Source organism: Streptomyces clavuligerus (assembly GCF_005519465.1).
GTDB classification, from domain to species: Bacteria; Actinomycetota; Actinomycetes; order Streptomycetales; family Streptomycetaceae; genus Streptomyces; species Streptomyces clavuligerus.
In genome coordinates this window covers 5,540,446-5,565,718 of sequence record NZ_CP027858.1, presented here as the reverse complement: position 1 = coordinate 5,565,718, position 25,273 = coordinate 5,540,446, and the positions used below count along the sequence as shown (strand labels likewise).

At 74.3% G+C, this 25,273-nt stretch carries 21 protein-coding genes and 1 pseudogene; 6 read left to right on the top strand and 16 right to left on the bottom strand.

The genetic code is table 11. The features are described 5' to 3' along the window. Positions 1 to 25: 25 nt before the first annotated feature. Positions 26 to 979 carry a DUF4231 domain-containing protein gene (locus CRV15_RS23480; protein WP_003959921.1) on the top strand — a complete coding sequence of 318 codons (954 nt, stop codon included), beginning with the start codon at positions 26 to 28 and terminating at the stop codon, positions 977 to 979. 97 nt (positions 980 to 1,076) lie between these two features. On the opposite strand, the gene CRV15_RS23475 is transcribed toward CRV15_RS23480, so the two are convergent. The 7 genes from CRV15_RS23475 to CRV15_RS23450 all read right to left on the bottom strand — a co-directional run bounded on the left by CRV15_RS23475 (position 1,077) and on the right by CRV15_RS23450 (position 8,696). Then, entirely contained in the window at positions 1,077 to 1,562 is a 486-nt protein-coding gene (locus CRV15_RS23475) for a hypothetical protein (protein WP_029182861.1), read from the bottom strand. Positions 1,563 to 1,724: 162 nt separating this feature from the next. Next, a complete protein-coding gene (locus tag CRV15_RS23470; protein WP_009995657.1) occupies positions 1,725 to 2,984 on the bottom strand; it encodes a S1 family peptidase in 1,260 nt (419 codons plus the stop codon). Positions 2,985 to 3,260: 276 nt separating this feature from the next. Then, the gene (locus CRV15_RS23465; RefSeq protein ID WP_003959924.1) at positions 3,261 to 4,130 is read right to left on the bottom strand and encodes a DUF1684 domain-containing protein; all 870 of its coding nucleotides are present in this window, start codon (positions 4,128 to 4,130) and stop codon (positions 3,261 to 3,263) included. 4 nt (positions 4,131 to 4,134) lie between these two features. Then, positions 4,135 to 5,421, bottom strand: a complete 1,287-nt coding sequence (locus tag CRV15_RS23460) for an LLM class flavin-dependent oxidoreductase (RefSeq protein ID WP_003959925.1) — start codon at positions 5,419 to 5,421, stop codon at positions 4,135 to 4,137. Further along, positions 5,418 to 6,524, bottom strand: coding sequence for an LLM class flavin-dependent oxidoreductase (locus CRV15_RS23455; RefSeq protein WP_003959926.1), 1,107 nt, complete (start codon positions 6,522 to 6,524; stop codon positions 5,418 to 5,420). The genes CRV15_RS23460 and CRV15_RS23455 overlap by 4 nt, the downstream gene beginning before the upstream one ends. Positions 6,525 to 6,703: 179 nt before the next feature. Then, the gene (locus tag CRV15_RS36030; protein ID WP_009995660.1) at positions 6,704 to 6,874 is read right to left on the bottom strand and encodes a hypothetical protein; all 171 of its coding nucleotides are present in this window, start codon (positions 6,872 to 6,874) and stop codon (positions 6,704 to 6,706) included. Between the two features lie 583 nt (positions 6,875 to 7,457). Further along, complete coding sequence (locus CRV15_RS23450; RefSeq protein ID WP_003959927.1) at positions 7,458 to 8,696, bottom strand: DUF5685 family protein; 1,239 nt, start codon at positions 8,694 to 8,696, stop codon at positions 7,458 to 7,460. A 329-nt stretch (positions 8,697 to 9,025) separates the two neighbouring features. On the opposite strand from CRV15_RS23450, the gene CRV15_RS23445 reads away from it, so the two are divergent. Next, a complete protein-coding gene (locus CRV15_RS23445; protein WP_029182863.1) occupies positions 9,026 to 9,466 on the top strand; it encodes a cell division protein SepF in 441 nt (146 codons plus the stop codon). Between the two features lie 90 nt (positions 9,467 to 9,556). Here CRV15_RS23445 and CRV15_RS23440 read toward each other — a convergent pair whose 3' ends face one another. Next, positions 9,557 to 10,750, bottom strand: a complete 1,194-nt coding sequence (locus CRV15_RS23440; RefSeq protein WP_003959929.1) for an acyl-CoA dehydrogenase family protein — start codon at positions 10,748 to 10,750, stop codon at positions 9,557 to 9,559. A gap of 65 nt (positions 10,751 to 10,815) precedes the next feature. Next, positions 10,816 to 12,522 carry an MFS transporter gene (locus CRV15_RS23435; RefSeq protein WP_003959930.1) on the bottom strand — a complete coding sequence of 569 codons (1,707 nt, stop codon included), beginning with the start codon at positions 12,520 to 12,522 and terminating at the stop codon, positions 10,816 to 10,818. Between the two features lie 470 nt (positions 12,523 to 12,992). On the opposite strand from CRV15_RS23435, the gene CRV15_RS23430 reads away from it, so the two are divergent. Beyond that, positions 12,993 to 14,033: a phosphatase PAP2 family protein gene (locus CRV15_RS23430; protein ID WP_009995663.1), complete on the top strand. Its 1,041-nt coding sequence runs from the start codon at positions 12,993 to 12,995 to the stop codon at positions 14,031 to 14,033. 172 nt (positions 14,034 to 14,205) lie between these two features. Here the strand turns inward: CRV15_RS23430 and CRV15_RS23425 are convergent, their stop codons facing one another. Further along, positions 14,206 to 14,421, bottom strand: a complete 216-nt coding sequence (locus CRV15_RS23425) for an I78 family peptidase inhibitor (protein ID WP_003959933.1) — start codon at positions 14,419 to 14,421, stop codon at positions 14,206 to 14,208. A gap of 298 nt (positions 14,422 to 14,719) precedes the next feature. Here CRV15_RS23425 and ctaD point away from each other — a divergent pair. Further along, positions 14,720 to 16,390, top strand: a pseudogene (gene ctaD, locus CRV15_RS23420) (aa3-type cytochrome oxidase subunit I); the annotation flags it as partial. On the opposite strand, the gene CRV15_RS23415 reads toward ctaD, so the two are convergent. The 3 genes from CRV15_RS23415 to CRV15_RS23405 form a co-directional block, all read right to left on the bottom strand. Then, positions 16,302 to 17,345, bottom strand: a complete 1,044-nt coding sequence (locus tag CRV15_RS23415; protein ID WP_009995666.1) for a helix-turn-helix transcriptional regulator — start codon at positions 17,343 to 17,345, stop codon at positions 16,302 to 16,304. The pseudogene ctaD and the gene CRV15_RS23415 sit on opposite strands and share 89 nt — an antisense overlap. 730 nt (positions 17,346 to 18,075) lie before the next feature. Further along, on the bottom strand, positions 18,076 to 19,347 hold the full coding sequence (locus CRV15_RS23410; protein ID WP_003958403.1) for a glycosyltransferase: 1,272 nt from the start codon (positions 19,345 to 19,347) through the stop codon (positions 18,076 to 18,078). A gap of 160 nt (positions 19,348 to 19,507) precedes the next feature. Then, positions 19,508 to 20,236, bottom strand: a complete 729-nt coding sequence (locus tag CRV15_RS23405) for a transglycosylase family protein (RefSeq protein ID WP_003959936.1) — start codon at positions 20,234 to 20,236, stop codon at positions 19,508 to 19,510. Positions 20,237 to 20,770: 534 nt separating this feature from the next. On the opposite strand from CRV15_RS23405, the gene CRV15_RS23400 reads away from it, so the two are divergent. Then, positions 20,771 to 21,616 carry a hypothetical protein gene (locus CRV15_RS23400; RefSeq protein ID WP_029182864.1) on the top strand — a complete coding sequence of 282 codons (846 nt, stop codon included), beginning with the start codon at positions 20,771 to 20,773 and terminating at the stop codon, positions 21,614 to 21,616. A 194-nt stretch (positions 21,617 to 21,810) separates the two neighbouring features. After that, the gene (locus CRV15_RS23395; RefSeq protein WP_009995667.1) at positions 21,811 to 22,191 is read left to right on the top strand and encodes a hypothetical protein; all 381 of its coding nucleotides are present in this window, start codon (positions 21,811 to 21,813) and stop codon (positions 22,189 to 22,191) included. Positions 22,192 to 22,278: 87 nt separating this feature from the next. On the opposite strand, the gene der is transcribed toward CRV15_RS23395, so the two are convergent. The 3 genes from der to cmk all read right to left on the bottom strand — a co-directional run bounded on the left by der (position 22,279) and on the right by cmk (position 25,171). Further along, positions 22,279 to 23,727, bottom strand: coding sequence for a ribosome biogenesis GTPase Der (der, locus tag CRV15_RS23390; RefSeq protein WP_009995668.1), 1,449 nt, complete (start codon positions 23,725 to 23,727; stop codon positions 22,279 to 22,281). A 59-nt stretch (positions 23,728 to 23,786) separates the two neighbouring features. After that, entirely contained in the window at positions 23,787 to 24,380 is a 594-nt protein-coding gene (locus tag CRV15_RS23385; protein ID WP_230864209.1) for a lysophospholipid acyltransferase family protein, read from the bottom strand. Positions 24,381 to 24,484: 104 nt separating this feature from the next. Continuing rightward, a complete protein-coding gene (cmk, locus tag CRV15_RS23380) occupies positions 24,485 to 25,171 on the bottom strand; it encodes a (d)CMP kinase (protein ID WP_003958407.1) in 687 nt (228 codons plus the stop codon). Positions 25,172 to 25,273: the final 102 nt, after the last annotated feature.

The window sequence follows — 25,273 nt, the reverse complement described above, 5'->3', positions numbered from 1 at the left end:
AGCACGGCCGCAGACAGGGGGAGAGATGACCGGGACTTCCGGCGCCACGGGGAGCGTCGTCTTCCGCAACACCGACCTTCCCGCGCTCTTCCACCATGCCGACGCCGTGGCCGTCGCCCGGCAGCGCGAGGCGGTCGGCTCCGTCCGCGTCCGGCTGTTGCTCCTGGTGGTGGGCGCCGTCGCGGTGGCGCTGCCGTCGCCGCCCGCCCCCGCCGACACCTTCCGCGTCACCGGCGCGCTCGCGGTGCTCGCGTACGCCGGGGTACTGCTGACGGGCTATCGCGCCGCCAGGCGCCGGGCGGCGTCGCAGTGGCAACTCAACCGCTCGGCGGCGGAGTTCATCAAGTCGCTGTGCTGGCGCTACGCCGTCCATGGGACACCCTTCGACACGCGGTCCGAAGGCTCCGGGACGGACTCCGGGGCCGCGGACCCGCTCTTCGCCGAACGGCTTGAGGAAGGCTTGCGGGAACTGGCCAAGGTGGGCTGGGAGGACCCGCGGCCCGCCGACGGGTCCCTGGCCGGGGCGGAGCTGATCACCCCGGCGATGCGGCGGCTGCGCGCGGAGTCCTTCGGGACGCGCCGCGACACCTATGTCCGCGACCGGCTGATCGAGCAGCGCAACTGGTACCACCGCAGCGCGGAGCACTCCCGCAGGTCCAGCCGGATGTGGGCGTCCGCGGTCGCGCTGCTGACACTGCTCGCCCTCTTCCTCTCGCTCCTGCACACGGTCGGGGTCGCGGAGAACGCCGGGTTGACGGGGGCGCTGTCGGCGGCGGCGGCCGGGTGCGCCGCGTGGACCGCCTTCCGCCGTCAGCAGCCGCTGATCGCGGCGCACTCGCTGGTCGAGAAGGACCTGGCGGCGATGCACTCGGCGATGGAGGTCTCCGTCACCGGCGCGCAGTGGCCGTCCGCGGTGTACGAGACCGAACGTATGGTCTCGCCGCAGCACACCGACTGGCTGGTGCGGCACCGCGGCTGACCCGGCGCCGGACCCAGTACCCCGGCAGCCGGGGACAGGCGGGGACGGGAGGGGACAGGCAGGGACAGGAGGGGACAGGAGGGGACGCGGGCGCGGGTCAGGGCCGCTCAAGGCCCGCGCGCCAGATGACGGTCACCGGAACGCCCTGCTCCCGGGCGTAGCGCACGATGTCGGCGGTGCCGCCGAGGCCGCGCGCGGGGGCCCCGTCCCAGACCGCGAGCAGCCGGTCGCAGTGGTCGGCGATGTACGCCCCGGCCGCGTAGTACGCCTCGCCCGTCGAGCGCGGGAAGCCGAGGCGGACCTCCCGGGCCGCCCGGCCCCTCAGCTCCTCGAACCGGGCGAGTTCACCGGGGGCGCCGAAGTCCTCGGTGTAGTTGCCGCTGGGGATCACGGCGGTCAGCTCGGCCCCGTGTTCCAGCGCGAGATCGGCGAACAGCTGATCGGCGCCGACCGCGAGACTGGAGTACGCCTGGAGCGCCCCCGCCCCGGTGTGTCCGTGCAGCGCGGTCCGCAGCCCCACGCGGATGTGGTCCAGGGCCTCCCGGGGGATGAACCGGTGCCCGGTGATCCCGATGCGCCTCACAGCATCCCACCCCTTCCGCTGCTCCCCCCGCCCGGTCCCGGCCCGCCGCGGGCTTCCGTCCGTCCGTGCCATGGTCCGCTCCTCCCGCCCCGGCGTCGAGTCCGCGTCCGGGCCGCGGGGACGGGTCCCGGCCCTCCCCGGTGGCGTGGGTGCGCGCCGGGCTCAGTAGACCGTGACACCGAGCCGGGCGAGCGCCGGGGCGACCGGCTGGAAGTACGTCACCCCGCCGGTGGCGCAGTCGCCCGTGCCGCCGGAGACGATGCCCACGGCCAGCGGGCCGGAGTGGAGCGGGCTGCCGCTGTCGCCGTTCTCGGCGCAGACGTCGGAGCGGATCAGACCGGAGACGATCACTCCACGGCCGTAGTTGACGGTGATGCCGACGCCGGTGACCGTGGACCGGGCGACCCCGCTGACGCCGCCGCGCCGGGTGACGGACATGCCGACACGGGCGTGGGCCACGCCGGTGATGTCCACGCGGCCGACCTTCCCGGGGCGCGGCACCGACGGGTTGTCGTAGCGGATGAGCCCGAAGTCGGCGCCGGGGAAGTGGGTGGCGACCGCCGGGCCGACGGCGGTGCGCAGGGCGCTGTCGGCGTACCAGGTGGCCGTGGCCACGGTGCAGTGTCCGGCGGTGAGGATGTAGCGGGCCGAGCCGCCGCGGACGTTGAACCCCGCCGAGCAGGTCCGGCCGAGGGTGTGGACGCGGTCCCCGCCGCCGGTCAGCTCCGTGAGCACACCGGGGGCGCGCTCCACGCGCAGCAGGGCGGCGTAGGGCCCGGCGGCCGATCTGATGCGGGCGAGGGCGGCGGGGGTGACGGTGGCGTCGGCGGTGAGGACCACCCGGCCGGCCACCGGGTCGGTGTACCAGGCGGTGCCCGCCACATCGGCGGTGTGTACGGCGTCACTCGCGGCGGCGAGCGCGTACGGCCCCGCGCGCGTGCCGGGGGCGGCGGCGGCGGGGGCGGTCAGCACGGCCACGGCGACCAGACCGGTGAGCACCGCCGCCGGGCGCAGCCATCGCGCCGTGATCCCCCAGGGCCGAAAGGGCCGGGAGCGGGAGGGCCAGGACGGTCGGCAGAGGTGCGGGATCGTCCAGATGTGCCCGCCGGTACGGGAGTGCCCGGTGGTGGACGCGTATCCGGCGGAAGAGGCGCGGACGGTGGCAGGTGCGTGCCCCGTGGCAGGCGCGTGTCCCGTGGTGGACGCGTGCTCCGTGGTGGACGCGTGTCCCGTGGCAGGTGCGTGCCCGGTGGGAGAGGTGCGGACGGTGGTGGACACGTGCCCGGTGGTGGAGGAGTGCCAACCGGGGCACAGGGCGCCGGTGTGCCGGGGCGGGGCGGTGTCGCGGCCCCCTCCGGTGACGAGGGCGGTCGGCGCGGAGGGGACAGGGGTCCGTAAGGGGGTGGTGCGCTCGGTCCTCACGTGGCATTCCTCCCGGAGGGATTCAGGGGCCCGGTGTGACGTCCGCGACCCGTGAGGCGCCGTCGTGGTCGACACCGTCCCGTTCCCGGCTGCCGCATGCCCTGACAGGCGCCGTTGGGAGTATTCGGCGGGCGGGTCCGGCCCCGCAAGGGGGCGTTCGGCCCGCCGCGCGCCCCCGCCCCGCCCCCCGCTCCCGAGGTCCGGGGCCCGGCACACCGGGTCCCGGACACCCGCCGGGTCCCCGGCACGCCGGGCGGGGGCGGGGCCGCCCGGGGGTCAGCGCGACCGGACGGCGCGCTCCCCCGTTGCCACCGCGAACGGAAGGGTGTTCCCCGGGGGCGGGAAGGGACAGATGAAGTGGTCCGCGAAGGCGCACGGGGGAAGCAGCGCGCGGTTGAGGTCGACGGGGACCGTGCCGTCGGGCGCCGGGGCCGGGGGACGGAGGAAGCGGAAACGGTAACTCCCGTTCCCGCTGCTCGCATCGGCGAACACGGCCCAGAGCGAGCCGTCCTCCTCGACCGCCACCTGAAGGGTGTGTTCCGTTCCGTCCGCGGTGAAGACGAGGTCACCGGCGAGGCCGAGCCCGCGCTCCCGTCCGTCGGCGTTCCCCACCCGGACGCTGCGGTGCTCCGGGTAGGCGCGGAAGCGCCCCGCCAGCACCCGCGCGGGGTCGTACGCGCCGACCTCGATCCCGGGGAACTCCGTGCGCGCCGGAGCGGCGGGGTCGAAGGCGCGAACGGCCCACAGCCCCTCGCGCCGCAGGATCACCAGCCGGCGTTCCCCGTGGGCGAGGGGCGCGTCGGGGACGGGCCCGTGGTACGCGGTGAGCCGGGCCTCCCCGGCGGCGGGGGTGCCGTCGAGGGTGATGCCGTCCCCGGGCCGGGCGGTGAGGACCACCGCGTCGCCGTCCGCGCGCCAGTGGCCGGGGATGCCGGGCAGCAGCCCGTCGGGGTGGTCGTCCAGCCAGTGGGTCCCGGTCAGCGAGAGCGGCCCGTACGGCGCGGAGATGGTCCGCGCCCGCCGCTCCTTCCAGGTCAGCCACTCCTGGGGCGGCTCTGCCGGGGCTGCCCCGCCGTCCGTCGCCCGCGGGTTCGCCCGTGGGCCCGTGCCGGTGTCCGTGTCCGTGTGCCGTGCGTCCGTGCTCATACCGTCAACCCTTCCACACCGGCGCGGCCAGGCCGAGGTGGGAGCGGAGCGTGGGGCCCTCGTAGGCCGTACGGAAGACCCCGCGCTCCTGGAGCAGCGGAACCACACGGTCCACGAAGTCGTCGAGTCCGCCCGCCGCGGGATGGGGGACGAGGACGAAACCGTCGGCCACGCCCTCCCGTACGAGGGTGTCCATCCGCCCGGCGACGTCCTGCGGGGTACCGGCGAGCGGCGGCGGGGCGGTGGCCCGGGCCACCGTCCGCCGGATGGAGAGTCCCCCGTCCGCCGCGAGGGCGCGCCAGCGGGCGGCCGTCCGCAGCCGTTCGTCGGCGGGGGCCCGCCCCGGTCCCGGCGGCCCGGGGTCCGGGTCGAGGCCGGGCAGCGGACCGTCGGGGTCGTACCCGGACAGGTCGCGGCCCCAGATCCGGCCCAGGGCCCGCAGCGCGTGCCCCGGCGGGACCCGGAGCCGGTCCAGTTCACCGGCCCGCTCCCGGGCCTCGGCCGCGGTGTCCCCGAGGACGACGGTGACCTCCGGCATGACCCTGAGGTCGCCGGGGGCCCGGCCGTGGGCGGCGAGCCGGGCCGTGATGTCCGCCGCGACCCCCCGGGCGGCCCGCGCCGAGTGCTGCCGGACGACGAGCACATCGGCGGTCCGCGCGGCCAGGTCGCGGCCCTCGGTACGGCCGTCCTCCTGGATGACCACGGGGTGCCCCTGCGGGGAGCGCGGAACGGTGAACTCCCCCTCGACGGTGAAGTGCCGCCCCCGGTGGACGACGGAACGCTGCTGCCCGCAGGGGCTCCAGGAGTCCCACAGCTCCCGAGCGGTCCGCAGGAACTCCGCGACCCGGACGCCGTGTCCGGCGTTGTCGGGCGCGGTCTCCAGATGGCAGGCGGCGCGACCGCCGCTGAGGTGGTCGAGGGAGGCCAGTCGGCGGGCCGGGGCGTAGGGCTCGTCGTGGAGGGGGTCGACCCCGGCGGCGAGGCCGAGCCGGTCGGTGACGGCGGCCAGCGCGCCGAGCACGGTCAGCGGCTCGGGGCGGCAGCCCGCGCCGGGGCCGGTGGCCGGGCCGTCCCGGTGCGCCCGGTCCCCGGTGAGGAGAAGGAAGTCGAAGAGTCCGCGTTCGGCGGTCCGGGCCAGCCGTTCGCAGGAGGAGAAGGAAGAGAAGGGGGAGAAGGAGGAGAAGGAGGGGACGGGGGGCGGCGGGGGTCCGGGGGCGGCGGCCCCGTCCTCGGCGGGGGCGCCGTCCGGACCGGGGACCCGGGCGGCGAGCCGGAGCCGGGGCGCGCTCATCGGGCCCTCCCGGCGGCGGCGGGGGCAGGGGCGGCGGCGGTACGGAATCCCGCGCTCCGGGTGAGCCCCAGATGTTCGCGGAGGGTGCCGCCCGGGTGGAAGGCGCGGAAGAGGCTGCGGTGCTGGAGCAGCGCGACCGTGCCGTTGACGATGCGTTCCAGGTCGCGGTGGGGCAGCAGGGGCGCGAGATGGAAGCCGTCCACCACGCCGTCCCGGTGCCAGCGGGCGATCAGCTCGGCGAGTTCGACCGGTCCGCCGCTGAAGTGCGCGGCCCGGACCCGGCGTTGCCGGGAGGGGGCGAGTCCGGGCTGCGGGCAGGGCTCGCCCTCGCCGAGGTCGACGGAGAGCGAGAGCAGTACCCGGAGGGCGGCGGGGTCGCGGCCCAGCGCCGCGGCCTCCGTCAGCAGGACACGGCGCCGCTGTTCGGCCTCCTCGGGCGTCCCGGCGCGGATCAGCACGACGTCGGCGTGGCGGGCGGCGACCCGGCGGCCCGGCTCCCCCGCACCGCCGAGGTCCACGACGACGGGCGGCCGTCGCTGGGGCGGCCGGAACACCGCCGGGCGGCCGGGCGGTCCCGGCTGCCCGTACGGCTCCGGGCGGCCGGAGTGCCGTCCGGTGCCCGCGCCGACCGGGCGTTCCGTGCCCGGGACGGCGTTAGCGGGTCCGGCGTCGGCGGCGGGACCGTCCCAGAGCCGGGTCACGGTGTCGATGATCTCGCCCGCCTCCCGCCACACGGTCCCGGCGGGCGCCGGGCCGCGGCCGAAGAGCCGGGCCTCGGCCCCGCTCGCCGAGGTCCCCACCGTCCAGCCCGCCCGGCCCTGGCTCACCCAGTCGAGGGTGGCGACGGCGGCGGAGACGGCGTACGGCTCGGCGTGGGTCACGGCGACGGTCGGCACCAGGCCGATCCGCCGGGTGAGCGGGGCGACATGGGCGAGGACGGAGAGCGCGTCGGGCCCGGGACGGGTGAGGGGGTCCCCGAGGGTGACGAAGTCGAGGGCGCCCCGTTCGGCCAGCGCGGCGAGGGCGGCGTAGTGCCCGGCGTCGAAGCGGGCCGGGCCGTCGAGCGCGACGGCCAGATGCAGCGGACGGATGGCGGAGGGCATGAGGGCTGCCTTTCCGGAGGGTCGGGTCCTGGGCGGGCGGTACGGCTGGGATCGGGTACGCGCGGCGCCGGCCGGGGCCGCGCGCCGCGGCGGCCCGCCGTCCCCGTGCGCCGGGGGACGTAAGGCGCCCGCGCGGCACGGGGCGGGCCAGGGGCGGTGACGCGCGCCGCCGCCGACCGTCACCACGGCTGCCGGGGCTTCGCGGTTGCGGCCCGGTGGCGCGGACAGTCGTACGAACGGGGGCGCGGACAGGCGCGGTCGCGGCTGCGGTCGGGAACGCCCGCGGGCGCGGAACCGGGGAGCACCAGGGGTGCGGAGAGGTCGGGGGAAGTGCCGGTGGGCACGGCCATACGAGGGCTCCGTGGAAACGGGATCGAGCACGGCCGCCCTCACCGGGGCACCGGTGCTGGTCGTACCGGTGCGTCGCGCGGGGGAACGCGCCCCTCAGCACGACTCCCCGCCCCGAGGCTAGGCGGTGGGCACGGACCGCTGTCAAGGGCGTCCACACTGTGGGCAGCCGTCCCAGAGCCGGTTGACGCGGCATCGGATGGCTGTTCCACTGGGGCCATGTCGTCACAGCAGTCGCTGGTCAAGCGCCCCCACATCGACTTCGGTCGGGTGTGGTCGGCTTCCTGTTGACCCGATGTGACCCGTTGTGACCCGACTGCCGCGGTCGCGGTGGACGGTTCGACGGGCCGACGGCCCGTCCCGGTGACGCTCCGGGTGTCCTGCTGACGCACCCCGGCCGGCACAGCGCACCGCACCGATGTCTCCCGCTGTGATCCCCCTTTTTTCGTTGTCCGTCCATCGCTGTCATGGCTCTGTCCTCACCTCTCGCGAGCACACGCCCCTTCCCCTCATGTCTCCCGCCCACCACCGGCGCCGCGGCGTGCCGTGCCGTGCCCGCGCGCGGCTGTCCGGTGTGACGGGGGGTCAGTTGCAGGGGCAGCAGACGCCTTCGCAGGAGTTCTCCACGCAGTCGTACTGACGGCAGCAGCCCTCGCGCTTCCTGCGGGACCAGGGGCCCTCGTACTCCTGGGCACAGCAGATCCGGCAGGTGCAGAAGAGCCGGGTGAACGCGGCACAGCCGGCGAGGAACCCCCTCGGCTCCGGCTGCCGGGGCGCGGACGCGGCACCACCGGAGCCCCCCGTACCGCCCGTACCGCCGGCGCTGGAGGACCCGCCGCCGGGGACACCGTCCCCGGGGGAGCCGCCCGAGAGGCCCCCGCCGTGGGGGCCGTCGTACGGGTGGCTCCCCTGACCGCTCCCCTGACCGCCGTCCGACATCCGGACGTCCGGTGGGTGGGCGCAGCCCGTCCCGCCGAACGCGCGGCGGACCGACACGGCCGGTTCATGGGCGAGGAGACGGTGGATCAGCCGGTCGTCGATGAAGCGGACGTCGCGCAGCGCGAGCCGGATGCCGTGCACGGCGTCGTCCGCGAGCCGCCGCGCCGCCGCGCGCGAGGTGCCGGTGGCGGTCAGCGGATTCCAGGCCCCGGACCGCGCGTCCGCCCCTTGGTCCTCGACGGCGTCCAGCAGATGGGCGAGCCGTCCGAAGAGCCGTCCCGCCTCGGCCAGCGGGGCCGCGTTCCCGGGACGTCCGGCGAGGACGGCGGTGTGCGCGAAGGCCGCGGCGGTGGCGGTCTCGGTGGGTTCGGTGACGGTCGACAGCGCGGTGCCGGGACCGGCCAGGGCCTCGATGCCGGACTGGCGTCCGACGGCGTCCAGCAGGACGGCGGTGTCGAAGCCCACGCCCGCCCCGGTCCGCGCCCCGGCCCCCGCCCAGCGCTCGGCGACCCGGCGGGCCGCTGTCGCGACCGGTCCGCGCGCCAGGACGCGCGTGTCCCCGTCGGCCAGATGGTCGTGGACCTTCGCCGAGGCCAGCACCAGGGAGACGGCCGCCGCGAGCCGGGCGCCCTCGCCCCGGGCGACGGGTGCCGTGCGCATCGCCCGCAGCGGGCAGGGCCCGGCGGTGCGGCGGTGTGCGGGGGAGCGTTCGGACTGAGCCTCCGTCAGCACGGAGACGATCAGCCCGTCGTAGTTGGTGACCACCCGGGCGAGCTGCCCGTGGTCGGAGCGGAGCGCGAGACAGAGCCCGCAGAGATGGGCCAGCCACTCCGTTCTGAGCCCCTGGGTGAGCCGGTGCGCGCAGGGACGGACCATTCCGAACATCGCATTCCCCCCGTGGATGCGTCCCACGCCGATCAGTCGATCAGCTGTGCGGCAGGCATCGTAGCGGCCGCTCCGCGCCGCCGTGCGCCGCGCGCCTCACCCATCCGGTCACCCATCCGGGCCGACTTTCATATTTTGTGCGGACCATCCACCCCGGAGTGGAAGAAAGCTGACGAAGCACCACATCTTCTGCACCAGTCCCGTCACGAAAAACTGGTGCGGCGGTCAGCGGCGTAGCGACGTGGCACGCGATCCGCATGATGGACGACGATAGGGACAGGAAAAACGAAAGACCGCTCGTAAGCGGACCGCAGTGGAAGGAGGCGTCCATGGGATCTGTGCGCAAGGCGAGCGCCTGGCTGGGTCTCGTCGACAACGACGAGCGCTACTACGCCGACGAGTACGCCGAGTACTCCGAGAGTGGAGAGACGGGTGACGCCTGGGTCACCGACCCCCGGGTGCGGGTCGCCACCGACTCCGCGCAGGAGGAGGGCCGCAGAATCGCGACGGTCTCCCCGACGTGCTTCCGGGACGCCCGGGGGATCGGCGAGCTGTTCCGCGAGGGCGTCCCCGTGATCGTCAACCTCACCTCGCTGGAGTCGGCCGACGCCAAGCGGGTCGTCGACTTCGCCGCCGGGCTGACCTTCGGGCTGCGCGGCTCCATCGAGCGGGTGGCCACCCGGGTCTTCCTGCTCAGCCCGGCCAACACCCAGGTCGTCGGCCAGGAGAGCGCGGGCCGCGCCCAGGACGGCTTCTACAACCAGAGCTGAACGGGCGCGCTCACCACCCCCGCCGCCGTTCGTTTTCCGGTCCTGGCCCCGGACACCCGTCCCCCGCGGGTCCGCGAGGCCACCCCACCGTCACCGGAAGGCGTCCAGGCCCGTGAGCGCCTTCCCCAGCACGAGCTGGTGCATCTCCACGGTGCCCTCGTAGGTGAGCACCGACTCCAGATTCGCCGCGTGCCGCATGACGGGATACTCCAGCGAGATCCCGTTCGCCCCCAGGATCGTGCGCGCGGTGCGGCAGATGTCGATCGCCTCCCGTACATTGTTCAGCTTCCCGAAGCTGACCTGCTCCGGCAGGAGCCGGCCCGCGTCCATCCGGACCCCGAGATGGTGGGCGAGCAGAATCCCCTTGTGCAGCTCCACCGCCATGTCCGCGAGCTTGGCCTGGGTGAGCTGGAAGCCCCCGATGGGACGGCCGAACTGCTCCCGGGTGCGGGCGTACTCCAGCGCCGCTGCGAAAGAGCTGCGGGCGGCGCCCATCGAGCCCCAGACGATCCCGTAGCGGGCGTGGGACAGACAGCTCAGCGGAGCGCGCAGCCCCACGGCGCCGGGGAGCACCGCGTCGGCGGGGAGCCGGACCCCGTCCAGCACCAGTTCGCTCGTGACGCTCGCCCGCAGCGACCACTTGTGCGGGATGTCCACGGCCGAGAAGCCGGGGGTCTCCGTCGGGACGGCGAAGCCGCGGATGCCCTCGTCGGTCCGGGCCCAGATCACGGCGACCCCCGCGACCGAGCCATTGGTGATCCACATCTTGCGGCCGGTGAGCACCCAGTCGGAGCCGTCGCGCCGGGCGTGGGTGCGCATGCCCGCCGGGTCGGAGCCGTGGTCGGGCTCGGTGAGACCGAAGCAGCCGATGACCTCGCCCGCCGCCATCGCGGGCAGCCAGCGCCGCTTCTGCTCCTCGGAGCCGTAGCGGTGGATCGCGTACATGGCGAGCGAGCCCTGCACCGAGACGAGGGAGCGGATGCCGGAGTCGGCGGCCTCCAGCTCCAGACAGACGAGCCCGTACTGGATCTGGGTGGCGCCCGCGCAGCCGTATCCGGTGAGCGACATGCCGAGGGCGCCGAGCCCGCCCAGCTCCCGGGCGAGTTCGCGGACGACGGGCAGCTCGCCCCGTTCGTACCACTCGGTGATGTGCGGGAGCACCCGTTCCCCGGCCCACCCGCGGACGGCGTCCCGGAAGGCCAGGTCCTCGCCGCTGAGCAGCTCGTCGACGCCGAGGGGGTCGCGGGGGTCGAAACGGGCGGGTTTCTGGGGCTCCTCGAACATGCGCGGCCTCCGCTGTCGTCGGGCGTCCTGCTGCGGCGGCTGGCCGCGGGGCCCGACGTTACGGCTCAGTGTGCCGTGCGTCCAGACCCGCCCGCCTCGGCCCTGGCGGCGCCCGCGGGGCCGCTCACCTCGGTGGATTCCCTGCTGTTCGGCACGGTGACGGGGGCGGTACCGGGGCCGGGCGCGGGGGCGGGGGCGGCGGCGGGGGCGGCGGCGGGTTCCGGCACGGCCACCGGTCCGCTCTCCGCGCACCGGGGCAGCCGCAGCGCGGCGAGCGCGCCGAGCAGCAGCAGCCCCGCGCTGACCAGCAGGGTGACATGGAGTCCCGTGACGAAGGAGTGACGGGCGGTGGTGCGCAGCAGCTCCCCCGCGCCGCCGCCGAGCCCGTCGGAGACCTGGTACGCCTCCCCCAGCGAGTGCGCGGCGGCGGCGCGCGCGTCGGCGGGCACCCCGGCGAGCCGGTCGAAGGCCGGGGCGTACGCCGCGTTCATCACACTGCCGAGCAGGGCGATGCCGATGCCCGCGCCGAGCTGGTACGAGGTCTCGCCGATGGCCGCCGCGCCGCCCGCGTACCGGGCCGGGGCCTCGCTGAGCATGGACTCGTACGCCGCGAACAGGGTGGTCTGGAGGCCGAAGCCGAGCAGGACGAAACCGGTGGTGAGCAGCGCGGGCCGGTCCTGCTGGCCCATCGCGGTGAGCAGCAGCACGGCCGCGGCGGTCAGGACGAAGCCCCAGCCGACCATCCGGCGCGGTCCGAGCAGCCTCAGGGTGGCGGAGCCGGTGGCCCCGGCGGCCATCGCGGCGAAGGTGAGGGGCAGCAGCCGCAGTCCGGTCTCCAGCGGGCCGAGCCCGAGGATGAGCTGGAGGTACTGGACGGCGATCAGTTCCAGTCCGACCAGGGCCAGCATGGCGAGGACGATGCAGCCGACGGAGGTGGAGAAGGCGGGTGCGGCGAACATCCGCACATCGATCAGCGGCTGCCTGCGGCTGCGCTGTCTGCGGACGAAGAGCAGGAGCAGGGCGGCCCCGGCGAGCAGCGGTCCGGCGGTGAGGGCGTCGAACGGGGAGTGTCCGACGCCGAGGCGTTTGACCCCGAGGACGAGGCCGAGGATGCCGCCCGCGGCCATGAGGGCGCCGAGGACGTCCCAGGGGCCGTCGAAGCCGCCCCGGCTCTCGGGCAGCAGCCAGCGTCCGAGCGGCAGGATCGCCGCCATCAGCGGGATGTTGATCAGAAAGACGGAACCCCAGTGGAAGTGTTCGACGAGAAAGCCGCCGAGGACCGGTCCGGTGGCGGCGCCGACGGCGGCCACGGCGGTCCAGATACCGATGGCGGTGGCGCGTTCGCGCCGCTCGGGGAAGACCGTCCGCAGGATGGAGAGGGTCGCGGGCATGATCATCGCGCCGCCGACGCCGAGCAGGGCACGGGCCGCGATCAGCACCTCGGGGGTGCGCGCGAAGGCGGCGAGCGCGGAGGCGGCGCCGAAGAGGACATAGCCGATGAGCAGGACCCGGCGGCGGCCGACGCGGTCGCCGAGGGTGCCGAAGAGGATCAGCAGGGAGGCGCAGACCAGCGGATAGGCGTCGACGATCCAGAGCAGTTCGACGCCGCTGGGGCGCAGGTCCTCGGTGACGGCGGGGACGGCGACATGGAGCACGGTGGCGTCGACGGCGACGAGCAGCAGGCTGACACAGAGGACGAGGAGGACGACCCAGCGGTCCTTGCCGCCGCCCGCCGCACGCAGCCGTGCCGCGGCCGTGGTCGTCCCTGACATGCACTTACCTCCAGTGATGGCCCTCGCGCTCGGCGGGGCCGGCCGGGAGAGGGGACGGTCCCTCACGGGTGGTCCGGCGTCGACGGGCGAGAGTGAGCCGTCAGATTACGCGAGTCCTCCCCCCGGTCACGTGGCGCGGGTCTCACCGGTTCCCGCCCGGGCTGTGGTGTGTGCCACGCGGGGTTGCGGCCGGTTGGGGCCGGGGTGCCCGTGATGTTCCTCCGGCGGTACCGCTCCGGCCGCCGTCAAACGTGAGAAAGAATTCATACGGCCGGGTGGAGAACTTCAATTCGCATCACTGAAAGGGGCCTTCCCCGGGGCGCCCCGGGCAATAGGGCCCGACCGGCCCCCGGGATTTCCGAGTTGGCCCCGAATAATCCTCATGGCTGAGACATACTCCACATCACATGGTCATCACAAAGCCGGGGGATCGCCCGGGCCGCACACTCACTCCCTGTAACGTCGATTGGGTGCGTACCGACATCTTTGCCCGCTTGGACCGGGAGCCGGAACCGCCGAAGATAGAGATCCCGCGGATGAGCCGGACGCGGCTCGCCCTCTTCGGCGGGACGTCTGCGTTCTATCTCGCCATCGTCGTGGCCGTGCTGGCGTCGACCTGGCTGGTGATCGTCGACTGGAAGATCATGCTCTTCCGGCCGTATCAGCAGTGGCCCTCGCTCCATCCGTTCCTCGACTGCTTCGTGGTGCTCGGCCAGCGCGGTCCCACGGCCGTGATGGTCGCCGCGTGGCTGGGCTGGCGCTCCTGGCGGCAGCACACCCTGCGGCCCCTGCTGGTGCTCGGCGTGTCGCTCCTGCTGCTCAACGCCACCGTCGGCGCGGTCAAGATCGGCCTCGGCCGGCTCGGCCCCCACTACGCGACGCGGATCGGCTCGCCCGAGCTGTTCGCCGGCGGCGATATATTTCCGTCAGGCCACACCGCCAACGCGGTGGTGACCTGGGGCATCCTGGCCTATCTGGCCACCACGCCGACGACCCGGCGCTATCTGTCGGCGCTCTCGGCGACGGTGTCCCTCGGCGTCGGGCTCACCACGGTCTATCTCGGTACGCACTGGCTGAGCGACGTCCTGCTCGGCTGGGCGGCGGGGCTGCTGATCCTGCTGGCCCTGCCGTGGTGCGAGCCGCTGATCGGACGGACCGAGGCATGGATTCTGGAGCGGCGGGAGCGGTGGCGGGCACGCCGCAGGCTCGCGCCCTCGCTGCCGGTGGCGGCGGGCGGGCCCCGGCCGGCCGCGGGCGCGGCGCTCCGTACCCCGGCCGAGGACGCGGTGGACGGGGTGCGCGAGCCGGTGGGGGCGGTGCCGCCGCCCGCGCAGGGCGGGCCCCGGCCCCCGGCGGCGCGGAAGCAGCCGCAACGGCAGAAGGGCGGGGCGGGGCGCTCCGGGGAGCGGCTCACCCAGACGATTCCGCAGCCGGTGCGCGCGGAGCGGTCCGCGGTCGCTCCGGCCGGTGCCCGTCCGGCCCCGTCCTCCCGGCCGTCGTCGGGCGGCTGAGCCCGTCCCCCGTCCCCCGGGCCCCTCTTCCCCTGGCCCCGGCCGCTCGGCCGGGGCCTTCGCCGTGCCCGGACGGGACAGGACCGGACGGAACGGGGTGGAACGAGGCGGGGCAGGACGGGACGCGGAGGGGTGCGGGGGCGCCCCGGCCGGGTCGGCACAGGGGAGGCGCTCAGCCGGACCAGCAGCGGACGACCTCGCCGCCCCGCACCTCGAAGTTGATCCGCCCCTCCAGATACTCCAGGGTGATGATCGCCCCGGGCGGCAGGGCGCGGACCGTGGTCCAGCCGCGCCGCCGGGCGCGCTGCTCCGCGGTCTCGGCCGACAGGCCCACATAGGCCGAGGTGGCGTCGTCCGGGTGGCCCGGCGGGCGCGGTGCGGTTCCCATGGCCCCACGGTAGGCGGCGGCGGACGGTGACGGAAGCGGGCGGCAGCCGTCCGGTACCCGGCGCAGCTCCCCCAGTGGTCACACTTCTGTCACAGCTCCCCTGCCCGGACGCCTGCGCGAGTCCTCACCCGAACGAGCACTTCGACACCCGCCGCACGGTCATTCCTTGGCGTCCCCCGATCATGCAGAATTCCCGGGGACAATAAGCCGCAAGAACAGCGGAGGGCGAATTGGCGGACCTTTCGGCGGGCCGCTCGGTGAACGCCGCTGAATTCCTTGCGGCCTGGGCGGGGCGACGATGAGCGGAACACGGACCGCGGCCCCGGGCGGGGAGCGCGACGATGTCCGTGAGCTGCGGCTCGTCCGGGTGCTGGTGACATGGCTGACCACGACCGATCACAAGAAGATCGGACATCTCTATCTGATCACGTCGTTCGGTTTCTTTCTGATCGCCGGGCTGCTGGCCCTGCTGATGCGGGCGGAACTGGCCCGGCCCGGTCTGCAACTGATCAGCAATGAACAGTTCAATCAGGCGTTCACCCTGCACGGCACGATCATGCTGCTGCTCTTCGCCACCCCGGCCTTCGCGGGTTTCGCCAACGAGATCATGCCGCTCCAGATCGGCTCCCCCGATGTGGCCTTCCCCCGGCTGAACGCGCTCGCGTACTGGCTCTACCTCTTCGGCGGGCTGATCGTCCTCGGCTCACTGCTGACGCCGGGCGGACCCGCGTCCTTCGGCTGGTTCGCGTACGCCCCGCTCAACTCGGCCACGCACACCCCCGGCGTCGGCGCGGACCTGTGGATCATGGGGCTCGCGCTGTCGGGCTTCGGGACGATCCTGGGGGCGGTCAACTTCATCACCACCGTCGTCGGGCTGCGGGCGCCCGGGATGACGATGTTCCGGCTGCCCGTCTTCACCTGGAACGTGCTCTTCACCTCGATCCTGGTGCTGTTCGCCTTTCCGGTGCTCGCGGCGTCGCTGCTGGTGCTGGAGGCGGACCGGCGGCTGGGCGCGCAGGTCTTCGAACCCGCGAGCGGCGGGGCGCTGCTCTGGCAGCATCTGTTCTGGTTCTTCGGCCACCCCGAGGTCTACATCATCGCGCTGCCGTTCTTCGGGATCGTGACGGAGATCCTGCCGGTCTTCTCCCGGAAGCCGGTCTTCGGCTATCTGACGCTGGTGGGCGCGACGATGGCCATCACAGGGCTCTCCGTGGTGGTGTGGGCCCACCACATGTTCGCCACCGGGGCGGTACTGCTGCCCTTCTTCTCCTTCATGTCGTTTCTGATCGCGGTGCCGACCGGGGTGAAGTTCTTCAACTGGACGGGCACCATGCTGCGCGGCTCGCTCTCCTTCGAGACCCCGATGCTGTGGTCGGTCGGCTTTCTGGTCTCCTTCCTCTTCGGCGGGCTGACCGGGGTGATCCTGGCCTCGCCGCCGCTGGACTTCCAGGTGACGGACTCGTACTTCGTGGTGGGCCACTTCCACTACGTCGTCTTCGGGACGGTGGTCTTCGCGACCTTCGCGGGCTTCCACTTCTGGTGGCCCAAGTTCACCGGGAAGATGCTCGACGAACGCCTCGGCAAGATCCACTTCTGGACGCTCTTCATCGGCTTCCACACCACGTTCCTGGTGCAGCACTGGCTGGGCGCGGAGGGCATGCCCCGGCGGTACGCCGACTATCTGGCGGTCGACGGCTTCACGGCGCTCAACTCCGTCTCCACCGTCGGCGCCTTTCTGCTGGGCCTCTCGACCCTGCCGTTCCTCTACAACGTGTGGCACACGGCGAAGTACGGCGTGAAGGTGGAGGTGGACGACCCCTGGGGATACGGGCGCTCGCTGGAGTGGGCGACCTCCTGCCCGCCGCCCCGGCACAACTTCGTCACCCTGCCGAGAATCCGCTCGGAGTCCCCGGCCTTCGATCTGCACCACCCGGAGTACGCCCCGCTGCGGCTCCCGCCGCTGCCGGCCCCTCCAGTGCCCTCGTCAGAAGATCCCGCGCGGCCCTGAGCCGTTCGTTCAGCTCCGGCGGGTGGACGACCTCGAACTCCAGGCCCAGTAGCAGCACGTGGATCACCAGCACATCCAGGCTGGGGGCGCCGGTGCGCAGCAGACAGGAGTGGTCGTCCACGGGCTCCAGGGTCCCGTCGGACGGGCCGACGACCCGGGCCGCCTCCTCGGCGGGGACCCCCAGCCGCAGGACCGCGTGTTCGGCGTAGGCGGTGGTGGACACGCCCCGGGAGACATACGCGGCCAGGTCTTCGGCGGGCGGGGTGCGCGGGGTGAAGCGGGGGCCGTGCGGCGGGGTGGGGGTGACGCGGTCCACCCGGAAGGTGCGCCAGTCGGCGCGGTCGAGGTCCCAGGCGACCAGGTACCAGCGGCGCTCGGTGCAGACCAGGCGGTGCGGTTCGACGGTGCGGCGGGTCCCGGAGCCGCTGTGGTCGCGGTAGCGGAAGCGCAGCTTCTCGCTGTCCCGGCAGGCGGTCGCCAGCTCCGTCAGGACGGAGGGGTCGACCTGGACCCTCGGGACGCGCAGCATCGGCACGGTGACGGAGTTGAGGGTGCTCACCCGGCGGCGGAGCCGGTCGGGCAGTACCTGCTCCAGCTTGGCGAGGGCGCGCACGGATGTCTCGCCGATGCCTTCGACGCCCTGCCCGGCGGAGGTGCGCAGGCCCACCGCGACGGCCACCGCCTCCTCGTCGTCCAGCAGCAGCGGGGGCAGCCGGGCGCCCGCGCCGAGCCGGTAGCCGCCGCCGGTGCCGGGGCTGGCGTTGACCGGATACCCCAGCGCCCGCAGCCGGTCGGCGTCCCGCCGCACCGTCCGCGCGGTCACCCCGAGCCGTTCGGCCAGTTCGGCGCCCGACCATTCGCGGTGGGCCTGGAGCAGCGAGAGGAGGCGCAGCAGCCGTGCGGAGGTTTCCAGCATGACGCAAGTCTGACACCCCTCGCGGACACTTTCTGTCCGCGATGCCCCTGCGGCCGGGGCCTCGGGGCCCCTGGCCACATCGGGCCCGTTCGGCGCCCGGCACCCGTGCCGCCGTCCGGCGGGCGGCGGGCGGCGGGCCGGTGAGTCCCGCCCGGGGCGGGGACCTGGGCGACGGGGACACGCTGGGCGGCACCCCGGAACCACCCGCTCCAGAAAGCCGGGAGGGCGGAAGCACACCGGGGTCAGCCCATCGGAGCCGCCCGTTCCACCGACCCGGGGCGGCAGAAGCGCACGGGGGCGCTCCCGGAAACACCCGCTCCGCAAACCCGGAGCATCGGAAACACGCCGGGCGACGGCCCCACCGGAGCCAGCCGCCCCAGGAAACCCGGAAGGACCGACACACATCGACCGGCGCCCCCGGAAACACGCACTCCGCAAATACCGGAGCAACGAACACACGCCAGGCGGCCACCCCACCGGAGCCACCCGTTCCAGACCCGGACGACCGACGCGCACGGAACGGCGCCCCCGGAGCCGCCCATTCCAGGCAACGTCCGGCACCGGCGGTCGTGTGTGCCGGAACGGGGTACCACCGCCCGAACCACCGTCCCCGCAGGCCGCCGGAGGCGGACCGGCGGTGGCGGGAGCCGCCCGGGGCGCACCCGGAACGGGCCGGGTCGTTCCGGGCGGCAGGGGCGCGTCCGCGCCGGGTGCTGGGGCGGGCAGCGGGTCAGCCGCGGCGGATGAGGGAGGCCGCGCGGTAGCGGGCCGAGTAGAGGGCGTCGAAGACGGCTCCCTGGGCGCGGAAGGCGGCGTCGCGGGCGGCGCTGCGGGGACGGCCGGTGTCGGCGCGCTCGGACAACTCGGTGAACAGGGCCTCGTGGCGCAGCGCGATCCGGGCCGGGTCGAAGCGCTCGGACGCCGTGAGCGCGGCGGCGCCCGCCCGGCGGCGGGCCTCGTCGTCCTCGATCAGCTCACGCAGCGCCCCGGCGATCGCGTCGATGTCGCCGACCGGCACGAGCCGCCCGTCGACCCCGTCCTCGATGATCTCGCGGGGCCCGTGCGGACAGTCCGTGGAGACGACGGGCAGCCCGCACCGCATCGCCTCGACGATCGTCATCCCGAAGGACTCCCGGGCCGAGGTGACGGCGGCGATGGAGCCCTTGACCCACTCGTCCTCCAGCGGGTCGGCGTTGCCCATCAGCGCGACGGTGCCGGTCAGTCCGAGCTTCTCGATCTGCGCGGCCAGGTCGTCGCGCTCGTTGCCCGTCCTGTCGCCGCTGCCGTAGATCCGCAGCTTCCAGTCCGGGTGTGCGGCGGCCACCTTCGCGAAGGCGGCGACGAGGTCGTCGTACCGCTTGACCCGGGTGAGCCGCCCGGCGGCGACGACATACTTCGCGGAGGTGTCGGCGGGGCCGACCGACGGCGCGGGCACGCTGTTGGGCACGGCCTCGATCCGCAGCCCGGGCAGACCGAGCGCGCGGTAGGCGTCGGCGTCCGCCTCGGTGACGGTGGTGACGGCGTCGAGCAGCGGGTAGCGGTAGCCGATCTCCCGCCGCAGCCGGTAGCCGTGGCCGTCCAGCGTCAGATGCTCCTGGCCGATCCGCAGCGGGCCGGGGCGGGTCTGCCGGGCGATGTGCATATTGAGGCCGGGGCGGGTGCCGATGACGACATCGGCCTCGACGGCGGCGAGGTGCGCCGCGATCCGCTCGTCGGTGAGCCTGCTGTACTGCTTGTGCCGTCCGTCGCCGCGCGGGAAGACCTTCGCGGGACGCCGGTGGTCGGGGTGGTCGCCGTCGTAGCCGGGGCTGTTCTTCCGCAGGTCGACGAGGTGCCGCAGGGTGACGCCCGTGGGCGAGCCCATGAGCGGGTTCTCGCGGTGCCGGAAGACGGAGACGATCTCCACCTCGTGCCGTTCGGCGAGTTCCCGGGCGAGGTTGAAGGTCGTACGGATCGTGCCACCGATCCCGTAGGCGTTGTGGAGCAGGAATGAGATGCGCATGCCGGTGGCGTCCGTTCCCCCTGGGGCGACAGTGTGGTCAGCAAGGGACCCTACGCCCCGGGCGGAGCGGAACGCTCCCCGGGTGGAACGGCGTCGCGCCCGGAGGCGCGGGCCCCGGACGGCCCGGCGGGTGGGACCGGGCGGCCCGGGGCGCCGGAGGTCAGAGCGTCAGCCGCTGACCGGGCACGATGAGATCGGGGTCGGCGCCGACGACCTGCCGGTTGGCCGTGTGGAGCGTGCGCCAGTCGGTGCCGTGGGCCTGCGCGATCGAGCTGAGCGTGTCCCCGGCGCGGACGGTGTACGCGGTGCCGCGGGCCCGCTCGCCGGAGCGGCTGGTGTGGCCCGTGGCCCGCTGGGGCACGGCGCGCGTCCGGTTCCGGTCCGCGGCCGGGGCCTGCCGGACCGCCGGGCTCCGGGGCGCGGTCGCGGGCCGCCGCTCGGGTGCCGCCGCGACCGAGGGGGCGCTGCCGTGCGCCCCGGCCCGCGCCGAGCAGGTCGGCCAGGCGCCCCAGCCCTGGGCGCGCTGCACCCGGACCGCGACGGCGATCTGCTGGGACCTGCTCGCCCGGTCGGCGGTGGGGGCGTAGGCGGTCCCGCCGTGGGCCCGCCAGGTGGAGGGGGCGAACTGGAGCCCGCCGTAGTAGCCGTTACCGGTGTTGATGTGCCAGTTTCCACCGCTCTCGCACCGGGCGATGCGGTCCCACACCCCGGCGTCGGCCGCCCGGGCGGTGCCCGTGCCCGCGCCGAGGACGACCAGCGGTGCGATCAGGGCGGCTCCGGCCAGGGCGAGCGTGCCGGGCCGACCGGCCCCGCGGGAGCCTCTGGCACCGGCCCGGGCTCCGGGGACGGGCGCCGGTGAGCCGGAGGTGGAACGGGAACTCGTGACCATCGAATCCCTCTCAACGGACCCCGGGACCCTCAGGAACCGGCGGCCGGGACGCGTCGGGCGTCCGAAGCCGCCGGGACCGGCCCGCCGGAGAGGCGGTGCGGGGTGGTGCTCCGCCGCGCACGGGCCGTGGGGACGGGCCGTACGGGCGGGGCGGGCTGCCCGGGGCGGTGCTCTCTGCACTCGGCCGAGGAATCTAGGGAGGGCGGGGGCTGCGCGGCAACAACTCAACTTTCATGCCAGCTCAGTTGAGGATTACCGCCGGTAGCGGCGCTTTCCGGACACCCCTTTGATTCACTGATTTCCGGATTTATAGACCAGCCCACCGCTAAACCTGTGAGGCTGTTCACTCCGTCAACCCGTGATCACTCAGCGTTTCATGACAGGGAGTGACGAAGAGGGGCCCCGCCCTCACCCCTCGCGTCGGATGGTTGGATTCCGCTGCCCTGGAAGCGTGACTCCCGCCACAGAGACCCGTTGAACCCTGGAGGAGCCGGGACCGACCCGGCGCACAGGAACAAGTCCGAGGAGCCACCCGTGCCGCGCATGCTCGACGTCAGCGAGGACGTACGCGCCGAGATCGGTGATCAGGAAGCCGACCGGCTGCTCGCCGGCGAGTCCGCCCCGAGCGGCTATGACTGCACCTCCTGCCGCACCCCGGGCGACACCGAGCAGGAGCGCACCAGCACGGTGCTGTTCGTGGGCGAGGAGACCGCCGTTCTCGCCTTCGCCCATGCGAGCTGCATCCCCTCCCAGGTGGTCCGGGTCGCCGAGGACCAGCTCCAGGGCGCGGTGCGGTCGATCACCGGCGAGCAGCGGTCCGCCGCCGCTCCCCCCGTCCCGGCCCCGGTGCCCGGTGCCGCCCCGGACCGGACGCCGCCGCCGGAGCCCGCGCCCGGGCAGGCGGTCCTCGGCATCACCAGCGGTCTGATCCTGGTCTCGGGGGCGCTCCATCCCGCCCTGGTGGTGGAGCCCACCGGTCCGATCGCCCGCCCGGGGACGGACGGCTCGTCGGGGGATGTCTTCCTGCCCCTCCTGATCGAGCAGGGCTTCGCCCCGGTGCACGATGTGGACCGGGCGCCCGTGCCGCTCTCCGGCTGGTCGGTGCTGCTGGCCATGGGGCAGCTCCACGCCGTGCTCCAGCCGGGTCCCGCCGGGGGCAGCCCGGTCGCCTGGTGGCAGGCGCACCAGCCGCTCCAGGTCACGGAGGACTGGCGCACCACCGCCAACAAGACCCACACGGTGCTGGTGTACGCGGCGCCCGCCGGGTCGATCGGCCAGCAGCCGCGCGAGGACCTGATGCGGGACGCGCTGGAGAAGGCGGCGGCGGGCGGGCGGCTGGTGGCCGCCGCGATGCCGCTGGCGGGCACCGGCTCCTCCTGAGCCCCTCCGGCTCCCCGCGAACCGCCCCCGTTACACCCTGTACGTCCCTCTTCTCATAACTCGCACCCTTACGTCCCGTTCGTCTCCGTACATCCGCACCAGGAACGACCGGCTCCGGGAACAACCGCTCCCGGGGCCGGTTTCCGGTGCGGGCGGGCAGTGACGGGCCGGGGGCGTGCGTCGTTCTCAGGTACGTGCACTCATACGACCCCAGCCGCCATCCGTACGGTCAGATCCCCGCGATGCGGCCCGCGCGCGAGACCCCGCACGACTACCCCTCCGCGCCCCCGGTGACCCCGCTGTCCACCGGGTCCTCCACGCCGATCTACGAGGCTCTGTGCGCCGAGTTCCGGCGGGCCTTCCGGACCCTGCCAGGGGACCGCAGCGGCGAGGAGGACCTGGTGTTCCGGTCGTTCGGCACCGGCCAGTACCCCGGCCACCACCCCGGCCGCGGCTTCGGGTCCGGTGCCCCCGCGCCGTACCCCGGCACGGGCTGGCAGCCCTTTCCCGGGCCCCTGGCCCCCGTCGGCCACTACCCCGCCGCGCTGCCGCCCGCCCCCCGCCGGGGCCTGTGAGCGGCCGGGTCCCCGGGGGCACCGCGCGCCGCTGCCCCGGACGGGCGGACCGTCCGGGGCAGCGGCGAACGCGGCGGGGAGCCGGGACTACTTCTTGCGTCCGCGCTTCTCCCGCACCCGCACCGAGATCTGGATCGGGGTGCCCTCGAAGCCGAACTCCTCCCGCAGCCTGCGCTCGACGAAGCGGCGGTAGCCGTGCTCCAGGAAGCCGGAGGAGAAGAGGACGAACCGCGGCGGCTTGGTGCCCGCCTGGGTGCCGAAGAGGATGCGCGGCTGCTTGCCGCCCCGGATCGGGTGCGGATGGGCGGCGACCAGCTCGCCCAGGAAGGCGTTGAGGCGGCCGGTGGGCACCCGGGTCTCCCAGCCCGCGAGCGCGGTCTCGATCGCCGGGACCAGCTTCTCCATATGGCGGCCGGTGCGCGCCGAGACATTGACCCGGGGGGCCCAGGCGATCTGCCCCAGCTCGGTCTCGATCTCGCGCTCCAGGTAGTAGCGGCGCTCCTCGTCGAGGGTGTCCCACTTGTTGAACGCGATCACCATCGCCCGTCCGGCCTCGACGGCCATGGTGACGATCCGCTGGTCCTGGACGCTGATGTTCTCACTGGCGTCGATCAGGACGACGGCGACCTCGGCCTTCTCCACGGCCGCCGCGGTGCGCAGCGAGGCGTAGTAGTCGGCGCCCTCCTGGAGGTGGACCCGGCGGCGGATACCGGCGGTGTCGACGAACTTCCAGGTCACGCCGCCCAGCTCGATCAGCTCGTCGACGGGGTCGCGGGTGGTGCCGGCCAGCTCGTTGACGACGACCCGCTCCTCCCGCGCCACCTTGTTCAGGAGGGAGGACTTGCCGACGTTGGGACGGCCGATGAGGGCGATCCGGCGGGGGCCGCCGACGGCCGTGCCGAAGGACTGCGCCGGGGCCTCGGGCAGCGCCTCCAGGACCGCGTCGAGCATGTCGCCGGTGCCGCGCCCGTGGAGCGCGGAGACCGGGTGGGGCTCGCCGAGGCCGAGCGACCAGAGCGCGGCGGCGTCCGCCTCGCCGCTGGGGCCGTCGACCTTGTTGGCGCAGAGCACCACGGGCTTTCCGGCGCGGCGCAGCAGCCGGACGACGGCCTCGTCGGTGTCGGTGGCGCCGACGGAGGCGTCCACGACGAAGACGACCGCGTCGGCGGCCTCGATGGCGTACTCGGCCTGGGCGGCGACGGAGGCGTCGATGCCGAGGACGTCCTGCTCCCAGCCGCCCGTGTCGACGACCTTGAAGCGGCGGCCCGCCCATTCGGCCTCGTAGGTGACGCGGTCGCGGGTGACGCCCGGCTTGTCCTCCACCACGGCCTCACGGCGGCCGATGATGCGGTTCACCAGGGTCGACTTGCCGACATTGGGACGGCCGACGACGGCGAGGACGGGCAGCGGGCCGTGGCCCGCCTCGTCGATCGCCTCCTCGACGGCCTCCAGGTCGAAGCCCTCTTCCGCGGCAAGCTCCATGAACTCCGCGTACTCGGCGTCGCCGAGCGCTCCGTGGTCGTGCTGGTCGTTCATGAAGTCCGTTCCTCGTGTGGTCAACCGGATCGCCTTCGGGGCGATCCACAGCTCAAGTCTTACCCGGCGCGGCCGGTCAGGCGCCTGGCGTTTTCCAGATGGGCGCGCAGCCGCCGCTGGAGCCCGGCGGTGGCCTCGTCCAGTGCGGCGCGGGTCCGGCGGCCACTGCCGTCCCCGGCGTGGAAGGCGTCCCCGAAGATGACGTCCACCCGGCTGCCGAGCGCGGGAAGCGCCTTCACCAGCCGTCCGGGCCGTTCGTCGCCGCCCAGGACCGCGACCGGGACGACGGGGGCCCCGGAGCGCACGGCGAAGTAGGTGAGCCCGCCGCGCAGCGAGGCGAAGTCGCCCTCGCCCCGGGTGCCCTCGGGGAAGATCCCGAGGACTCCGCCCTGCTCCAGCACGGCGAGCGCCCCGGTGACGGCCGAGCGGTCGGCCCCCGAGCGGTCCACCTTCAGCTGGCCGATGCCCCGCAGGAAGGGGTCGAGCGGGCCGATGAACGCCTCTTTTTTGATCAGGAAGTGTACCGGCCGCGGCGCGGTGCCCATCAGCATCGGGCCGTCCACGAAGTGGGTGTGGTTCACGGCCAGGATCACCGGTCCGGTGGCCGGGACCCGCCAGGCGCCGAGAATCCGGGGCCGCCAGAACCCGTTCATCAGGCCGATGCCGATGCCCCGGCCGACGGCGGCGCCCCGGGCCGAGGGGGCGGCCCCGGTACGGCCGGAGCCGCCCGGTGCCGGGGGCGCGCCGACGGCCCGGGTCACCGCGTTGCCTGCTGCTTCTCGCGGACCAGGGTCACGACGCACTCGATGACCTGCTGGAGGGTGAGGTCGGTGGTGTCGACCTCGACGGCGTCGTCCGCCTTGGCCAGCGGGGAGGTCTTGCGGCTGGAGTCGGCCGCGTCCCGCTTGATCAGCGCCTCCTTGGTGGCGGCGAGGTCGGCGCCCTTCAGCTCGCCGGTGCGGCGGGCGGCGCGGGCCTCGGCGGAGGCGGTCAGGAAGATCTTGAGGTCGGCGTCCGGGAGGACGGTGGTGCCGATGTCCCGGCCCTCGACCACGATGCCCGCCGGGGCGGCGGCGGCGATGGCGCGCTGGAGCTCGGTGATCCGGGTCCGCACCTCGGGGACCGCGCTGACCGCGCTGACCTTGGAGCTGACCTCCTGGGTGCGGATGGGTCCGGCGGCGTCCGCGCCGTCGACGGTGATGGTCGGCCCGTCCGGGTCGGTGCCGGAGACGATGGCGGGCTTCTCGGCGGCGGAGGCGATCGCGGCCGGGTCGGCGACGTCGACACCGTTGTTGATCATCCACCAGGTGATCGCCCGGTACTGCGCGCCCGTGTCCAGGTAGCTCAGCCCCAGCTCGGCGGCCACGGCCCTGGACGTGCTCGACTTGCCCGTGCCGGCGGGGCCGTCGATGGCGACGATCACGGATTCCACGGTGTCGGACACCTTTCCTGAGGTGGGGAGAGAGGCCGGCGGAAGTGCGGTGGGCCCCGAACAAGGTTACCGAGTGCCACGGGCTCGCAGGCACACCCGTACGTCCGTACCCCC

Bases quoted from the DNA above. Each gene is read 5' to 3' on its own strand.
- CRV15_RS23405 (WP_003959936.1), bottom strand. From the start codon at position 20,236: ATGGTCACGAGTTCCCGTTCCACCTCCGGCTCACCGGCGCCCGTCCCC.
- CRV15_RS23480 (WP_003959921.1), top strand. From the start codon at position 26: ATGACCGGGACTTCCGGCGCCACGGGGAGCGTCGTCTTCCGCAACACC.
- CRV15_RS23410 (WP_003958403.1), bottom strand. From the start codon at position 19,347: ATGCGCATCTCATTCCTGCTCCACAACGCCTACGGGATCGGTGGCACG.
- CRV15_RS23440 (WP_003959929.1), bottom strand. From the start codon at position 10,750: ATGTTCGAGGAGCCCCAGAAACCCGCCCGTTTCGACCCCCGCGACCCC.
- CRV15_RS23415 (WP_009995666.1), bottom strand. From the start codon at position 17,345: ATGCTGGAAACCTCCGCACGGCTGCTGCGCCTCCTCTCGCTGCTCCAG.
- CRV15_RS36030 (WP_009995660.1), bottom strand. From the start codon at position 6,874: ATGGCCGTGCCCACCGGCACTTCCCCCGACCTCTCCGCACCCCTGGTG.
- CRV15_RS23450 (WP_003959927.1), bottom strand. From the start codon at position 8,696: ATGTTCGGAATGGTCCGTCCCTGCGCGCACCGGCTCACCCAGGGGCTC.
- CRV15_RS23445 (WP_029182863.1), top strand. From the start codon at position 9,026: ATGGGATCTGTGCGCAAGGCGAGCGCCTGGCTGGGTCTCGTCGACAAC.
- CRV15_RS23455 (WP_003959926.1), bottom strand. From the start codon at position 6,524: ATGCCCTCCGCCATCCGTCCGCTGCATCTGGCCGTCGCGCTCGACGGC.
- CRV15_RS23425 (WP_003959933.1), bottom strand. From the start codon at position 14,421: ATGGGAACCGCACCGCGCCCGCCGGGCCACCCGGACGACGCCACCTCG.
- der (WP_009995668.1), bottom strand. From the start codon at position 23,727: ATGAACGACCAGCACGACCACGGAGCGCTCGGCGACGCCGAGTACGCG.
- CRV15_RS23465 (WP_003959924.1), bottom strand. From the start codon at position 4,130: ATGAGCACGGACGCACGGCACACGGACACGGACACCGGCACGGGCCCA.
- CRV15_RS23435 (WP_003959930.1), bottom strand. From the start codon at position 12,522: ATGTCAGGGACGACCACGGCCGCGGCACGGCTGCGTGCGGCGGGCGGC.
- CRV15_RS23385 (WP_230864209.1), bottom strand. From the start codon at position 24,380: ATGAACGGGTTCTGGCGGCCCCGGATTCTCGGCGCCTGGCGGGTCCCG.
- CRV15_RS23460 (WP_003959925.1), bottom strand. From the start codon at position 5,421: ATGAGCGCGCCCCGGCTCCGGCTCGCCGCCCGGGTCCCCGGTCCGGAC.